The sequence below is a fragment of the Streptomyces sp. NPDC052036 genome, from assembly GCF_040680495.1.
Taxonomy (GTDB): domain Bacteria; phylum Actinomycetota; class Actinomycetes; order Streptomycetales; family Streptomycetaceae; genus Streptomyces.
In genome coordinates this window covers 40,751-54,445 of the sequence record NZ_JBFAWW010000015.1, presented here as the reverse complement: position 1 = coordinate 54,445, position 13,695 = coordinate 40,751, and the positions used below count along the sequence as shown (strand labels likewise).

Sequence of the window (13,695 nt, the reverse complement as noted above, 5' to 3'; positions counted from 1 at the left end):
AGCGGTCACTTTCTGCCGGGGGCCCAGTTCATGCCCCACCCGTAGGCGCGGTCGATCGTGCGCTGGGGGCTCACCCCCCGCTCGGGGACCAGGTAGCGGGCCTCGCGCTGGACGACGAGGTCGCCGCCGGTGTTCGTGATGAGGGCGAGGGCACACACGGTCGAGGGCACCGTGCACTCGTCGAGGGAGAACTCGATGGGTGCACCGTGCTGCGGCCGGAGCGTGACCGTGGCGTGCAGGTCGGCGAAGGAGCGGGCGCCCTCGTAGATGGTGACGAAGATGAGGATGCGCCGGAGGCTCTGCTTGTGGTCGAGGTTGACGGTGAGGTTCTCGCCTGTCTCCACGGCCCCGGTGCGGTCGTCGCCGTCGAGGTGGATGTACGGCGGGCGGTGCAGCGCCCCGAAGGCGTTGCCGAGGGCCTGGACGACCCCCTTGCTGCCGTCGGACAACTCGTAGAGGGCGCACAGGTCCAGGTCGAGGTCCGAGTTCGAGGCCGCCGCCGGACCGCGACGGCCGCCCCATCGCGAGAACTGTTCACGTGTCCGCCAGTTGAGGTTCACCCGCAGGGCGCCGGAGGTGCCGCCCTGCTTGGTCAGCGACACCGACGGGGCCTGTTTGGTGAGCGTGACCTTGGTGAGGCGGACCGGAGTGGACGGGGTCGACGGCGGGTTCTGGGGCGGGAGCGGTGCCCCGTAGGCGCCCGTCGGAGCCGGGGCGGCCGACGGCAGGGGAAGCGGCACCATGGGCGGGACCGGTGCGGTGACCGGCGGCGGGGGAGGCACGGGCGTGGGCGGCGCAGGCATGGCGGGGGCAGGTGCGGTGGGCGGCTGGGCGTGCTGCGGCTCGTCCACCGTGATCCCGTAGTCCGTGGCCAGACCCTCGAGTCCGCTGCTGTAACCCTGCCCGACGGCGCGAAACTTCCAGGTGCCCTGACGGCGGTAGAACTCCCCGAGCACGAACGCGGTCTCCACGGTCGCAGTGGGGTCGAAGCGCGCCAGCTCCGTGCCCTGCCCGGCGTCGAGCACCCGGATGTAGAGGCCGGGTACCTGCCCGAACGTTCCGCCGTCGGCGGAGGCGGCGAGCACCACGGTCTCGACCGCGGGCTCCACGCGCGCGAGGTCGACGAGGAGCGTGTCGGTCACCTGGCCGCCCAGGTCCTGCTTGCCTTCGTGACGCACCGCTCCGGATGAGTGGACCGGCTGGTTGTAGAAGACGAAGTCGCCGTCGGTACGGACCTTCCCGGAGACCAGCAGCAGCGCCGAGGCGTCCGCGTCGGGGACGCCCGGTCCGGAACGCCGGCCCAATTCGACGCGCAGGGCCGTTGTCGGCATCTGGAGGTTGGATCCTTTCGACATTGGCATGTCCGCCCCCATCACCTGTCGCTCCGCCGGGAAGGGATCCGGGCGGTCCGTGCATCCGTTGCGGCCAACCTATTCTCCCGGGCTGAGAAGTCCCATCAGCGGCACCGAAGAGCGGTGGTCAACCGCCGGTAACCTGCCAGGAACTCGGCCTTTACGCGATCCAAACCCCGATTGCTGCCCTTTTTTGACAAGTTCGCTCGCATTGGGGATCCCACGTCACCCCGGGCACGAAAAACAACCCTCTTATCGGTCTCCCCAACCAGCACATCGTGGGCTTAACTTATGTGCCATGACCTCCCCCCGCTCCACCTATGGCGGCGGTTACTACTCCGCGTCGCCCTTCCCGGACACTCCGATCTACGACAGGCTCGTCGCCGAGCGGGGCACCCCGCAGATCGCTCCGATCCGGGTCCCCTCCGCTTACGAGGCGCCGGGTAGCAACCTGCCCGCACTGCCGTCGGCGCTTCCCGCGCTGCCGGCCGGCCCGTCCCAGGCCCCGGCCTACGGCTACCCCCAGGTTCCGCAGCCCGTGCCGATGCAGCAGGCCCCCACCGCGTACATCCCGCAGCAGGCCGGTCCGCGCGGCTACCCGGGCCCCCAGCAGATGCAGCAGCCCCGCCCGATGGCCGCTCCCACCGGCTACGAGGCGATGCGCCCCGCGGCGCCGCGTCCCGGCCCGGCGCCGTACCAGGATCCGTACAACAACGGGCAGCAGTACCGCGGATACTGATCCATTTCGTGACGTGAGGCCATCTGTACGCAATGGCACGATGGCCTCATGCCGACACCAGTGCTGCACTCGATTCACGTTCACCCGGTCAAGGCACTGCGGGCCCAGCAGCTCAGCGAGGCCGTGGTGGAGCCATGGGGGCTGTCCGGGGACCGGCGCTGGGCACTCATCGACGAGACGGGCAAGGTCGTCACCCAGCGCGAGCAGCCACGCCTCGCGCTGGTCACCGCCGAGTCCCTATCCGACGGTGCTGTCCGGCTGTCCGCCTCCGACCGGGAGCCGCTGAGTGTGCCCGTGCCCGAACCGGCCGGGACGACGACCGCGAAGTGGGCGGGAGAGAAGATCGAGACGGTTCCGGCCGTCCCCGGGGCAAGCGAGTGGTTCAGCGCGTACCTCGGCGAGCGGGTGACCCTCGTCCACCTCGACGATCCCGCGCACCGCCGCCCCATCGACCCGCCCTTCGGACGCCCGGGCGAGACCGTCAGCCTGGCCGACGGCTTTCCGCTGCTGGTCACCGCACTCGCCTCCCTGGACGCCCTCAACTCCTTGATCGCACAGGGCGATCACCCCGACGAGGGTCCGCTGCCCATGAACCGGTTCCGGCCGAACGCCGTCGTGTCCGGTACGGCGCCCTGGGCCGAGGACGACTGGGAGCGGATCGCGATCGGCGAGGTCGAGTTCCGGGTCGCCAAGGGATGCGGGCGCTGCGTGGTGACGACCACGGACCAGGCCACCGCCGAGCGCGGCAAGGAGCCCTTGCGTACGCTCGGCCGCCATCGGCGCATCGGCGGCCGGTTGATCTTCGGCCAGAATCTCGTGCCGCTGACGCGCGGCACGATCCGCGTCGGCGATCCGGTCGAGATCCTCGGATGAGCCGCGCCACGATCACCGGGTGAGCGGGCGCCGGGCGGGCCCGCCCGGCCGCTCCTCCCGCTCAACGGCTTCCCGCCCTCGACGCGTCCCCCTTCCCCGAGGACTCGCCTCTCCCGCCTCCTTCTCCCCTCCCCGGGGCCGTCCGACCGTCTGCCCCCATCCGCCCCGCTGCCCCTCCTCCTCCCCTCCCCCGGATCGCGACGCGTCCGCCGGACTGAGGACCTCCGACTCGCCGCGCCGAGCGAGTCCACGAACCGCCCCGTGCGCGGGAACCCGGGCAGCCGACGCGGTCGTTGAGTGTGCATGAGAAGTTCATGAGGGGCTCATGAGACAGAAGACGGGTGATTTCGCTCTCTCTTCACCGATTCCGCACACGAACGGGCGGATGTGGGGACTATGACGGAGGCGGAAGGGGGTGGGGCACGGTGCGAGCAATCGTCGGCCTGTGGCGCTGGCGGCGCAATCCGCTGCGCCGTACATCCGATCTGGTCGAGGCCTGGCTGGCGCTGGTCGCCATGGTCCTGGTCCTGGCCGCCGCACCGGTGGCGGGCACCGTGATCGGCACGATCGCCCAGAACTCCCTGCAGCGTGCCGTGCGGGACCAGCAGCGCACCCACCACCAGGTGGCGGCCACCGTCGTCAGGCGGCTCAACCGCGCCCCCGTGGAGCCGGATCCGGAATCACCCACGACACGGCAGAGACAGAGCCGGGTGCTCGCCGACTGGACCGCCCCCGACGGCACCGCGCGGCACGGCACGGTCCTGGCCGCCCTCGACTCCCCGCACCGGGGCGATCAGTTCGTCCTCTGGACCGACGACCAAGGCCGAATAGTGGCGCGTCCGCTGGACGGTGAGACCGCGACGACGCACGCGGTGCTGGCCGGATTCGGCGCGGCCGTGATGGCCGCGGGACTGATAGAGGCCGGCCGCCGCATGATCGTCTGGCGCATGCTCCAGCGCCGCTACGCCCGCTGGGACCAGGCATGGGACAAGGCGGGCCCGGACTGGGGCCGTACCGGGACAGGCAGTTGACGGCCTGCGGACTCCGGTCAACCCGCGGCGTCCGCGCACGCTACGGTGGACCGGCCGGGCTGTTCGGCTGTCCGGCTTCTTCGCGAGAACCCGCGTGAGCAGAGGTGGGGGCACAGCAGCGCCATGGCACAGGGCACGGTCCAGGTGACGCACACCGGCACATCGCGGTGGCGGCGCCGCACAGGTGAGTACGCATCGCTCGCCGCCGCCCTGGAGGCCGCGGGCGACGGAGACGTCCTCACCGTGGCCCCCGGCACCTACCGGGAGAACCTCGTCGTGCAGCGGGCGGTGACGCTGCGCGGACCCGAGGGCTCCCCCGGCTCCGTGCGGATCGCGCCGGTGGACGGCGTACCGCTGACCGTGCGAGCCTCCGCCGTGGTCCAGGACCTGCATGTCGAGGGCCAGGACGCGGCCGCGCCCGCGGTGCTCGTGGAGACGGGCACCCCGGAGCTGGTCGATCTGCGGATCATGACGCGGTCCGCGGCCGGGATCGAGGTCCGCGGCGGCGCGCGCCCCACGGTCCGCCGGTGCACGGTCGACAACCCGGCCGGCATCGGCATCGCCGTCGTGGACGGCGGTGGCGGGGTGTTCGAGGAGTGCGAGGTCGTGGCGGCCGGCCAGTCCGGCGTCGCGGTCCGTGGCGGCGGCCATCCTCGGCTGGAGCGCTGCCGGGTGCATCACACCTCGGGGGCAGGCCTGTCGGCGACCGGTGAGAATTCGGCGCTGGAGGCGGTGGGTTGCGAGGTGTACGAGGTCCGGGGCTCCGGGGTGCAGGTCACAGGGCGGGGCACCGCGCATCTGACGGACTGCGATGTGCACCGGACGACCGCGGACGGCATCACACTGGACACCGACGCGGTGCTGACCCTCGCCGACTGCCGTATCCACGACATCCCGGAGAACGCGGTCGACCTGCGTTCCCGATCGGTGCTCACGCTCACCCGGACAACGGTGCGGCAGTTCGGGCGCAACGGCCTGTCGGTGTGGGACCCGGGCACCCGCGTGGACGCCAACCAGTGCGAGATCTTCGACAGCACCGGCGACTATCCGGCGGTGTGGGTCAGTGACGGGGCCACCGTGGTCCTCGAAGCGTGCCGGGTACACGACGTGCCCGACGCCCTGTTCGTCCTCGACCGCGGTTCACGCGCGGACGTCGTGGACAGCGACCTCACCCAGGTGCGCAACACCGCGGTGTCGGTGAGCGACGGGGCCACCGCGCAGCTGGACGACTGCCGGATCCGGGACGCGGCGACGGGTGCCTGGTTCCGGGACCATGGCAGCGGCGGCACGCTGTCGGGCTGCACCGTCGACGGCACCCAGACGGGCGTGATCGTCACCAAGGGCGCCGACCCCACCATCGAGCGCTGCACGGTGACCTCACCGTCGGAGGCGGGCTTCTACGTCTCCGCGGGCGGCCGGGGCAGCTTCCTGAACTGCCGGGTCACGGACAGCGGCGGCTACGGCTTCCATGTGATCGACGGCTGCCGTGCGACGCTGCGAAAATGCCGCACGGAGCGCTGCAGCCGCGGGGGTTATGAGTTCGCAGACGGCGGCCCGGGCGCGCCCGGTGGCGGCGCCGCGATCGTCGAGGACTGCACGAGCGACGAGAGCGCCGGACTGCGGCCGGCTGTGGCCCACGAGGCCGCCGTCCAGCCGTCGACCCAGTCGGGCGGTCTGCTCGGCGCGATCCCCGGCCAGCGCACCGCCGAGCAGGAGCCCCTCGTCGCCGCCCCGGAGCCGGAGAAGCCGGTCCGTACGTCGACGACCGTGCTCGGGGAACTCGACGCGCTGGTGGGCCTGGAGAGCGTCAAGCGCGAGGTGCGCGCGCTCACCGACATGATCGAGGTGGGGCGCCGCCGGCAGCAGGCGGGCCTCAAGGCGGCCTCCGTGCGGCGGCATCTGGTGTTCACGGGTTCCCCCGGCACCGGCAAGACGACGGTCGCGCGGCTCTACGGCGAGATCCTGGCGTCGCTCGGGGTGCTGGAGAAGGGTCATCTCGTGGAGGTGTCCCGGGTCGACCTGGTCGGCGAGCACATCGGTTCCACCGCCATCCGCACCCAGGAAGCCTTCGACCGGGCGCGGGGCGGAGTGCTGTTCATCGACGAGGCGTACGCGTTGTCCCCGGAGGACTCCGGGCGCGACTTCGGCCGTGAGGCGATCGACACGCTGGTGAAGCTGATGGAGGACCACCGGGAGGCGGTCGTGGTGATCGTCGCGGGCTACACCGCCGAGATGGAACGGTTCCTGTCCGTCAACCCCGGTGTGGCCTCCCGCTTCTCACGCACCATCACCTTCGGTGACTACGGGCCCGGGGAGCTGCTGCGGATCGTGGAGCAGCAGGCGGAGGAGCACGAGTACCGGCTGGGCACGGGAACCTCCGAGGCGCTGCTCAAGTACTTCACGGAGATCCCCAAGGGTCCGACGTTCGGCAACGGACGCACCGCGCGTCAGACCTTCGAGGCGATGGTGGAGCGGCACGCCGGCCGGGTCGCCCAGCTGGCGGAGCCGAGCACGGAGGATCTGAGCCTGCTCTACCCGGAGGACCTGCCCGAACTGCCCTGAGCCGCACCCCCGGAGCCCTCGTCACCCGACCCGGGCGGCGTGCCCGCGGGGCGCGGTCCGGGGAGTCCGGGCCGCAGCCGTGCCAGCAGCCGGGCGCGTTCCTCGGCGAACGCCGGATCCGCCTGGTAGTCCCCGTGCCCGAGAATCGGTGCGGGCAGCGGATGGCGAGGCGTGCGACCGTAGGCGAGCGGGTCCCTGAGCGGTGCCCGGTCCACCTGCGGGCCGCAGTCGCCGGGCAGCCGGATCGGTCCGCCGATCGGGTCGGTCAGACGGTGGAGATTGCGCCAGCAGTCGACCTCCCGATGCAGGGAACTGAGCGCGGCCGGGCCGAAGTACGCCGGGAACCAGCGCCCGTAGAGCCGCTCCAGGGGTGAGCCGTAGGTCAGCAGGCCCACCCGTCGGCGCACGGAGGGCGTCAGCTGCCAGGCCGCGGCGGCCGCCAGCACGCTCCCCTGGGAGTGGCCGGACAGCACGATCCGTCCGCCGCTCTCGCGCGTCCAGGTGGCCATCCGCCAGGTCAGGTCGGGTACGGAACGTTCGGCGTAGCACGGCGGGGCGAAGGGGTGGGCGGCGCGCGGCCAGAAGGTGCCGACGTCCCACAGAATGCCGATGGTGCGGCGCGCGGAGGCGTCCTTGTAGGCGCGGCGGCCCCAGGTGACGAAGACGAGGAAGCCGACACCGATCAGCCAGGAGCCGAGCGTCTGCACGGTCTCGGCCACGCCCCGGACGACGGGTTGTGCGGTATGTGCGGCGCCCGTCGGCGTGTCGTCGGTGACGACGGCACCCACCAGGGCGGCCGCCCCGAGCAGCAGGGTCATGGCGGATGTGACGCCGACGACGAGCGGGGCCCGGTCGGTGAGAGTGGCCATCGCGCGGGTGCCCGCGATGCGCGCGGTACGGGCCGGGTCCGTGGGCTCGCCCGGGTGGTCGCGTTCGACCTCGGCCGCCTCGGCTCGGCGCAGCAGCCAGGTGCGCCTGGCCAGGCGGGCGGCCACGCCCAGCAGGACGAACAGCAGGAGCGGGATGGTGGACGCCTGCCAGGTGAGCAGGACCGGCGGGCCCGCCAGCGAGTGGCCCGTGCCGTCCAGCCAGTCGGCGACCCGTTGGGCCACGCCGCCGGACATCACCCCGCCGAGCGCGCAGGCGAGCAGCGCGACGGCGGGTCCGGCCTGTCCGCGCAGTGCGGTGCGTGAGTCGGGGTGGGCGCGGTACAGGATGTGCGCGACGACGGCGAGCGCGAGGACAAGCAGCCCCTGCGCCAGGGTCAGCGCACCGAACGTCGCAGCACCCGGCAGCCGCCCCTGCGACGGTCGGCCGGGGCGCGACCAGCCTGCGTAGATCATGGCCGCGACGACCAGCGCGAGCGCGCCCGCGGGCAGCAGGCGCACCACCGATCGGTCGAGTTGCCGGTCGAGCAGGTTCTCGGTGCGCCCCCGGCGGCACACCACCGCCACCACCAGCACCGCGCTCGCCATGAGCGCGGCCTCCAGCAGCAGACCGATCAGGTGCAGCGTGGTCGCGCCGTGGCGGTGGTCGGCGTGTACGGCGGAGGCGGTGAGGGCGGCGGCGACGGTGAGGAAGCCGGCGGCGGTGTGAGCGGCGCGGAGCCGGGCCACGAGGCGGCGTCCGTACCAGAACCCGGGGCGGCCGAGCGCGGGGCGGTGCGGTTCCTCGTCGGGCTCCGGCGGCCGGGGGATCGGCTCCTGGGACTCGTAGGCGCACCAGGTGCGGTGGGACAGATACCAGAGCAGGCCGTTGAGGACGGTGGGCACCACAGCGGCCAGGGCCACGCGTCGGCCGGGTGGGCTCCACCAGCCTGCGCCGGAGCCCGCCGGGGAGAGAAACCCGAGCCAGGCGTGGCGGCGGGCGCAGGCGTGGGTGCCCGCGCACTGCCAGGCCGCGAGGTCCATGGCCACCTCGCAGGCGGCTGCGACCAGCAGCACGGTGAGGGTGAGTCCGACGAGCCGCACGATCAGGCCGTAGAGCCGGACGGTCTGCCGGCGGCCTGTGGTGGTGGGCCGCATCCAGTGGGCCAGGTTGGCCACCATGAACGGCAGCAGCAACAGCCACAGGGCGCGCGCGGCGTTCCCCGAGGTCAGGTTGCACCAGACGTACGCCTCGGGCACCGGGCGGCCGTGCCGGTCCGCCGGGTGCCGCTCCACGTCGGCGTCGTCGGCGCGCCGGTACACCGCTGCCGTGTCGTCACCGGTGATCCGGACCGTGCGGGGATCGCCGAGCATCTCCTCGGGTGTGGTGCCGCCGACGCCGTGGACCAGGAGCTCCAGGGCGGTCGCGGCCTCCGCGGACGCCGGTCCGGCGGCGCCGTGGTCTCCGTCGTGTTTCGGTGCACGCTCCACTGTTTCGCACCTCCCCCGTGCCGCGTACGGTGTGTCGTCGCAGGCAAAGGATCGCCTTCGGTGCGACGGTGCACACTCGTTGTCACGGAATCTCCCCGATATGTGTGACGACGCGGGACGGCGGACAAGGAGATCCCGGGCTGCGGTCGGTGGCACCGGGTGAGACGACCCGTGCGAGGATGAGACCTCCTCGGCACCGGTGACGGGAGAATGGCCTCGTGGATGCCGGTGCGCACAGCCTGCGGGAATTTCGGGTGAATCCAGGATGAAGGAGGATAAAGGGGAGTGGAGCCGACGTGAGTGAGAATCAGAACCTCCTCGCGGAGCAGCGCCGTGCCCTGATCCTCGACGAGGTACGACGACGCGGCGGCGTCCGCGTGAACGAGCTGACGCGCAAGCTCGGTGTCTCCGACATGACGGTCCGCCGCGACCTCGACGCGCTCGCCCGCCAGGGCGTTCTGGAGAAGGTGCACGGCGGCGCCGTCCCGGTGGTGGAGGCGAGCACGCACGAGCCGGGGTTCGAGGCCAAGTCGGGCCTGGAGCTGACGGCCAAGGAGGACATCGCGCGGGCGGCGGCGGAGCTGGTCACGCCGGGCACGGCGATCGCTCTCTCCGGGGGGACGACGACGTACGCACTGGCCCATCACCTGGTCGACGTACCGGAGTTGACGGTCGTCACCAACTCGGTGCGGGTGGCGGACGTCTTCCACTCGGCGCAGCGCACATCGGGTCCGCGCCAGGGTGCCGCCACGGTCGTGCTGACCGGCGGGGTGCGCACCCCGTCCGACTCGCTGGTGGGCCCGGTGGCCGATCAGGCGATCGCCTCCCTCCACTTCGATGTGCTGTTTCTCGGGGTGCACGGCATATCGGTGGAGGCGGGTCTGTCGACGCCGAACCTCGCGGAGGCCGAGACCAACCGGCGCCTCGTGCAGTCGGCACGGCGTGTCGTGGTGGTCGCCGACCACACCAAGTGGGGCACGGTGGGCCTGAGTTCGTTCGCCGCGCTGGAGCAGGTCGACACGCTGGTGACCGACGCGGGGCTGCCGCCCGAGGCGCGCGCGGAGATCTCCGAGCATCTGCGGCTGATGGTGGCCGGGGAGACCGAGGACGCTACAGACATCTGACGGCCCGCCAGCTAGGGTGACGCCGGCCCGGCGCCGATCGTGTGCGTCTGGGGCACCGTCGTCCCTGAGGAGGTCGTCGTCCATGGCACGCCGTCTGCGCCCGGTGGAGCTCGACTTCATACGGACCGCCCCGGTGCGGCTCGTCTTCGCCCGGGAGGTCGCGACACCCCCGGAGCGGGTCTTCCGGGCTCTCGCGGAGGACGTGTCCGGCTGGAGCGAGTGGTTCGCCGCGGTGACCTCCGCCCGCCCGCTCGACGGGGGTGCCGGGCGCGAGGTGCGCCTGATCGGCGGCACCCGCTTCCGGGAGACGATCGTCGCGGCCATGCCGCACGAGGTGTACGCGTACCGGGTCGACGAGACGAACGCGCCCGGGCTCCGCGCGCTCCTCGAGGAGTGGCGCCTGACGCCGGCGGGCGCGGGCACCCGCGTGCAGTGGACCTTCGCGGCCGACGGGCCGGGCGCGCTCCAGTGTGCGCTGAAGGGGGCACGCGGGGGCCTCGGGCGCGCGTTCAGGGGCGCGGTGACGGCCCTGGAGGGCAGGCTGGCGGCCCAGAACGCGGGGCCGGGATCAGCCCGGCCACACCCCGGTCGCCAGAAGTGAGGTGATCGCCGCCGAGTACGGCACGATGTCGAGTCGCTGATCGGCGAGCCACGCGTCCGAGTAGTACTTGTCGAGGTAGCGGTCGCCCGGGTCGCACAGCAGGGACACCACGCTGCCCGTGCGCCCCTCCGCCACCATCTCGGCGACGATCTTCAGCGCGCTCCACAGCCCGGTGCCGGTCGACCCGCCGGCCCGGCGGCCGATGGCCCCTTCCAGGGCCCGTACCGCGGCGACGGCGGCGGCGTCCGGGACCTTCATCATCCGGTCGATGGCGCCGGGCACGAAGCTCGGTTCCATCCGGGGCCGTCCGATGCCCTCGATCCGTGAGCCGCTCTCGCAGGTGACGTCCGGATCGCTCGTGGTCCACCCCGCGAAGAAGCACGAGTTCTCCGGGTCGGCGACGCAGATGCGGGTGTCGTAGCCCATGTAGTGCACATACCGCGCGATGGTCGCCGAAGTGCCGCCGGTGCCTGCCGTGGCGACGATCCACGCGGGCTCCGGGAACCGCTCCAGCTCCAGCTGACGGAAGATGGATTCGGCGATGTTGTTGTTGCCGCGCCAGTCGGTGGCCCGTTCGGCGTAGGTGAACTGGTCCATGTAGTGGCCGCCGGTCTCCGCCGCAAGGGCGGCCGAGGCCTCGTACATCTTCCGGGGGTCGTCCACGAAGTGGCACCGGCCGCCGTGGAATTCGATGAGTCGGCACTTCTCGGCGCTCGTCGTGCGGGGCATGACCGCGATGAAGGGCACGCCGATGAGCCCCGCGAAGTACGCCTCGGAGACGGCCGTCGAACCGCTGGACGCCTCGATCACCGGGCGCCCCGGACGGATCCAGCCGTTGCACAGTCCGTACAGGAACAGCGAGCGGGCGAGGCGGTGCTTGAGGCTTCCGGTGGGGTGGGTCGACTCGTCCTTCAGATACAGGTCGATGCCCCAGTGCTCGGGCAGCGGGAAGCGCAGCAGATGGGTGTCGGCCGAACGGTTCGCGTCGGCCTGCACCTTGCGGACGGCCTCTTTGAGCCACGTGCGGTACTCGGCGTCGCTGCGGTCGACGTCGAGCGTCTCGCCGGGGCGGGTGATCTGGGGGGTGCTCACGGCGGGGCTCCTTACCGGGGGGTGCCGAGGCTGGTTTCACACGCTCGGACGCCCCGCATCATAAACACCTTTCACAGGGGTTCCCACCTGCATAAACGCTTCTTTGGGCCACTCAAAGGCGTCCCTTGCGCAGCGGCGGAAATCGGTGGGGGCGCATCCGCGCGAGTGCGCCGGTTGCCCGCCGTGCCCTCACCGTGTGCACTGGTGCCAGGCGCCGGGTGCGGGCAGACTGCACGGCGAGGAACGCCGGTCGGTGCAGCCTGGCGTCACCGGGGCACCGGCCTGCGCGGAATCGGTTACTCGATCACGACCGGACTCGATCAGCGCCACCGGATCGCGCGCCGCGCGGGATCCGGACGGGATCCGGTACGGACACAGGCGGACGCGCGAGGGGGCGGAGCATCATGGCGGAGCCGGAGTTCACGGCCACGGGTGTGCGGATCGGGAAGAGACTGCGGTCGCTCACTCGGGCCGGAGAGGTCCGGATCAGTGACGGCCGGCTGCGGCTGTTGACCAGTTACGGCAGCGAGATCGACAGCGCGCCGGTGCAGGCGGTGCGGGCGTCCAGGCCCTGGTTCGCGCCGGAGGGCCGGGCGTCGGCGGACCTCAACGGCACCCGCTATTCGCTGACGCTCGGCGACCACGACCCCGCTCCGGGGCAGCCGGGTCCGCCGTCGGCGCGGCGGTTCATCGAGGCGGTGCGCAGGGCGTCCGGGCGGGGCGGCTGAGCGGAGCGCGAGTTGCGGTAGGTCACCCCTTGGGCCACGCTGGTCTCACATCACTCTGGGTTTACCGGCGATCACGCTGAAGAACCAGCCCGCCGGTACGACAGCGGGCGGCCCCCGTACGAAGCCGTACCGCACCAAGCGGCCGGAGCCCTCCGCCGCACAGCAGGCGGCAGGTACACCCAGCCCACCTGCTGGATCCGTTCTCCGTCTTCTTCCGGACCTCAATTCGGGGAGTCGCAGCCGTGATCAGCCAGCCAAGCAGGCACTGCACGGTGGAGCTCCAAGCCCTGCCGTCGCGGATCGGCCAGGTCCGCAGAATCGTATCGGCGCAGTTGCGCTACTGGCACCTCGATCTCTTGATAGACCGGGCGTCCCTGGGTGTGACCGAGCTGTTGACCAACGTCCACCTGCACGCACAGCCCGACAAGACGTGCACCGTGGAGATGGAACTGCTGCTCGACCGGCTCACCGTCTCGGTGCACGACCACGATCCGCGCCTGCCGGAGTTGCGCGCGCCGGATCCCACCGCCACCAGCGGACGCGGCCTGGCGATGGTCGCCGCGCTGGCCGACAGCTGGGGCGTGCGACCGAACGGAGACGCGGGCAAGATCGTCTGGTTCGCGCTGCCCGCGCCGTCGCCGGCGCCGACCGCCCCGGTCCCCGGCCTCACGCCGTACGAGAAGGCCCTGGAGGCTCCGCCCCGCGCGCTCACGGTCGACGAGCGCGGAACACGACACGCTCCCGCCCGGTCCGCCGTTGCCGGCTGACCGGGCGGTGACCCCTGTCCCGTAGCGCAGGCCGCCCTTCCCGGCAGCCGGGGCCCGGACGGCGGCCGCACCGCTCACGCGGCGCCCTCCTTGCCCACGCGGCCGAACTGCTCGTCCAGGACGGACAGTCGGCGCCAGTACTCGTCCTCGTCGATCTCGCCGGAGGCGAATCGGCGGCCGAGCACGGCGATCGGCGAGTCGCCGGCCGGACGGCCGTCCACTGCGCGCCACGGGCCACCTCGGCCGCGTCGAGCGGTGCGGCGGACGACGGTCACGACGCCGAACACGACGGCCGCCCAGACCAGCGGGAAGAACAGGATCCAGGGGCCGGGACCGTCGTAGCCATGAGCCAGGGTCTGCATCTCGGTCATCTCCTCGGTGAGTTCTCAGTGAGTTCTCGGCGATGACCCAAGACTCGCTCCGGGAAGGGTTCGAGGTCGTCGTACGGCCGGCGGCAGTGCGCGTACCC

General features: G+C 72.1%; 12 protein-coding genes. 8 read left to right on the top strand and 4 right to left on the bottom strand.

Annotated elements, in window-relative coordinates; all coding sequences use genetic code 11:
- Nucleotides 1–5: 5 nt before the first annotated feature.
- On the bottom strand, nucleotides 6–1,361 hold the full coding sequence (locus AB0L95_RS21500) for a TerD family protein (protein ID WP_365163513.1): 1,356 nt from the start codon (nucleotides 1,359–1,361) through the stop codon (nucleotides 6–8).
- Nucleotides 1,362–1,650: 289 nt separating this feature from the next.
- Between AB0L95_RS21500 and AB0L95_RS21495 the strand changes: the two genes are divergently transcribed.
- The 4 genes from AB0L95_RS21495 to AB0L95_RS21480 all read left to right on the top strand — a co-directional run bounded on the left by AB0L95_RS21495 (nucleotide 1,651) and on the right by AB0L95_RS21480 (nucleotide 6,557).
- The gene (locus AB0L95_RS21495; RefSeq protein ID WP_365163512.1) at nucleotides 1,651–2,091 is read left to right on the top strand and encodes a DUF6643 family protein; all 441 of its coding nucleotides are present in this window, start codon (nucleotides 1,651–1,653) and stop codon (nucleotides 2,089–2,091) included.
- Between the two features lie 48 nt (nucleotides 2,092–2,139).
- A complete protein-coding gene (locus tag AB0L95_RS21490; protein ID WP_365163510.1) occupies nucleotides 2,140–2,964 on the top strand; it encodes an MOSC N-terminal beta barrel domain-containing protein in 825 nt (274 codons plus the stop codon).
- Nucleotides 2,965–3,389: 425 nt separating this feature from the next.
- Nucleotides 3,390–3,995 carry a hypothetical protein gene (locus tag AB0L95_RS21485; protein WP_365163509.1) on the top strand — a complete coding sequence of 202 codons (606 nt, stop codon included), beginning with the start codon at nucleotides 3,390–3,392 and terminating at the stop codon, nucleotides 3,993–3,995.
- 123 nt (nucleotides 3,996–4,118) lie between these two features.
- The gene (locus tag AB0L95_RS21480) at nucleotides 4,119–6,557 is read left to right on the top strand and encodes a right-handed parallel beta-helix repeat-containing protein (protein ID WP_365163508.1); all 2,439 of its coding nucleotides are present in this window, start codon (nucleotides 4,119–4,121) and stop codon (nucleotides 6,555–6,557) included.
- On the opposite strand, the gene AB0L95_RS21475 is transcribed toward AB0L95_RS21480, so the two are convergent.
- A complete protein-coding gene (locus AB0L95_RS21475) occupies nucleotides 6,527–8,797 on the bottom strand; it encodes a hypothetical protein (protein ID WP_365163739.1) in 2,271 nt (756 codons plus the stop codon). The two genes, AB0L95_RS21480 and AB0L95_RS21475, sit on opposite strands and share 31 nt — an antisense overlap.
- A gap of 413 nt (nucleotides 8,798–9,210) precedes the next feature.
- On the opposite strand from AB0L95_RS21475, the gene AB0L95_RS21470 reads away from it, so the two are divergent.
- Together AB0L95_RS21470 and AB0L95_RS21465 are read left to right on the top strand one after the other, a co-directional pair.
- Nucleotides 9,211–10,038, top strand: a complete 828-nt coding sequence (locus AB0L95_RS21470; protein ID WP_365163507.1) for a DeoR/GlpR family DNA-binding transcription regulator — start codon at nucleotides 9,211–9,213, stop codon at nucleotides 10,036–10,038.
- A gap of 82 nt (nucleotides 10,039–10,120) precedes the next feature.
- The gene (locus tag AB0L95_RS21465; RefSeq protein WP_365163506.1) at nucleotides 10,121–10,639 is read left to right on the top strand and encodes an SRPBCC family protein; all 519 of its coding nucleotides are present in this window, start codon (nucleotides 10,121–10,123) and stop codon (nucleotides 10,637–10,639) included.
- Here AB0L95_RS21465 and AB0L95_RS21460 read toward each other — a convergent pair.
- The gene (locus tag AB0L95_RS21460) at nucleotides 10,607–11,731 is read right to left on the bottom strand and encodes a PLP-dependent cysteine synthase family protein (protein ID WP_365163504.1); all 1,125 of its coding nucleotides are present in this window, start codon (nucleotides 11,729–11,731) and stop codon (nucleotides 10,607–10,609) included. The two genes, AB0L95_RS21465 and AB0L95_RS21460, sit on opposite strands and share 33 nt — an antisense overlap.
- A 404-nt stretch (nucleotides 11,732–12,135) precedes the next feature.
- On the opposite strand from AB0L95_RS21460, the gene AB0L95_RS21455 reads away from it, so the two are divergent.
- Together AB0L95_RS21455 and AB0L95_RS21450 are read left to right on the top strand one after the other, a co-directional pair.
- Nucleotides 12,136–12,459, top strand: a complete 324-nt coding sequence (locus AB0L95_RS21455; protein ID WP_365163503.1) for a hypothetical protein — start codon at nucleotides 12,136–12,138, stop codon at nucleotides 12,457–12,459.
- Between the two features lie 242 nt (nucleotides 12,460–12,701).
- A complete protein-coding gene (locus tag AB0L95_RS21450; protein ID WP_365163500.1) occupies nucleotides 12,702–13,226 on the top strand; it encodes an ATP-binding protein in 525 nt (174 codons plus the stop codon).
- Nucleotides 13,227–13,300: 74 nt separating this feature from the next.
- Here the strand turns inward: AB0L95_RS21450 and AB0L95_RS21445 are convergent, their stop codons facing one another.
- Nucleotides 13,301–13,588 (bottom strand): SHOCT domain-containing protein, encoded by a 288-nt coding sequence (locus tag AB0L95_RS21445; protein ID WP_365163738.1) that lies wholly within the window; start codon nucleotides 13,586–13,588, stop codon nucleotides 13,301–13,303.
- Nucleotides 13,589–13,695 lie beyond the last annotated feature (107 nt).

Coding starts and splice junctions, on each gene's coding strand:
- AB0L95_RS21500 (WP_365163513.1), bottom strand. CDS start 1,361: ATGCCAATGTCGAAAGGATCCAACCTCCAGATGCCGACAACGGCCCTG.
- AB0L95_RS21495 (WP_365163512.1), top strand. CDS start 1,651: ATGACCTCCCCCCGCTCCACCTATGGCGGCGGTTACTACTCCGCGTCG.
- AB0L95_RS21490 (WP_365163510.1), top strand. CDS start 2,140: ATGCCGACACCAGTGCTGCACTCGATTCACGTTCACCCGGTCAAGGCA.
- AB0L95_RS21480 (WP_365163508.1), top strand. CDS start 4,119: ATGGCACAGGGCACGGTCCAGGTGACGCACACCGGCACATCGCGGTGG.
- AB0L95_RS21475 (WP_365163739.1), bottom strand. CDS start 8,797: ATGCTCGGCGATCCCCGCACGGTCCGGATCACCGGTGACGACACGGCA.
- AB0L95_RS21465 (WP_365163506.1), top strand. CDS start 10,121: ATGGCACGCCGTCTGCGCCCGGTGGAGCTCGACTTCATACGGACCGCC.
- AB0L95_RS21455 (WP_365163503.1), top strand. CDS start 12,136: ATGGCGGAGCCGGAGTTCACGGCCACGGGTGTGCGGATCGGGAAGAGA.
- AB0L95_RS21445 (WP_365163738.1), bottom strand. CDS start 13,588: ATGCAGACCCTGGCTCATGGCTACGACGGTCCCGGCCCCTGGATCCTG.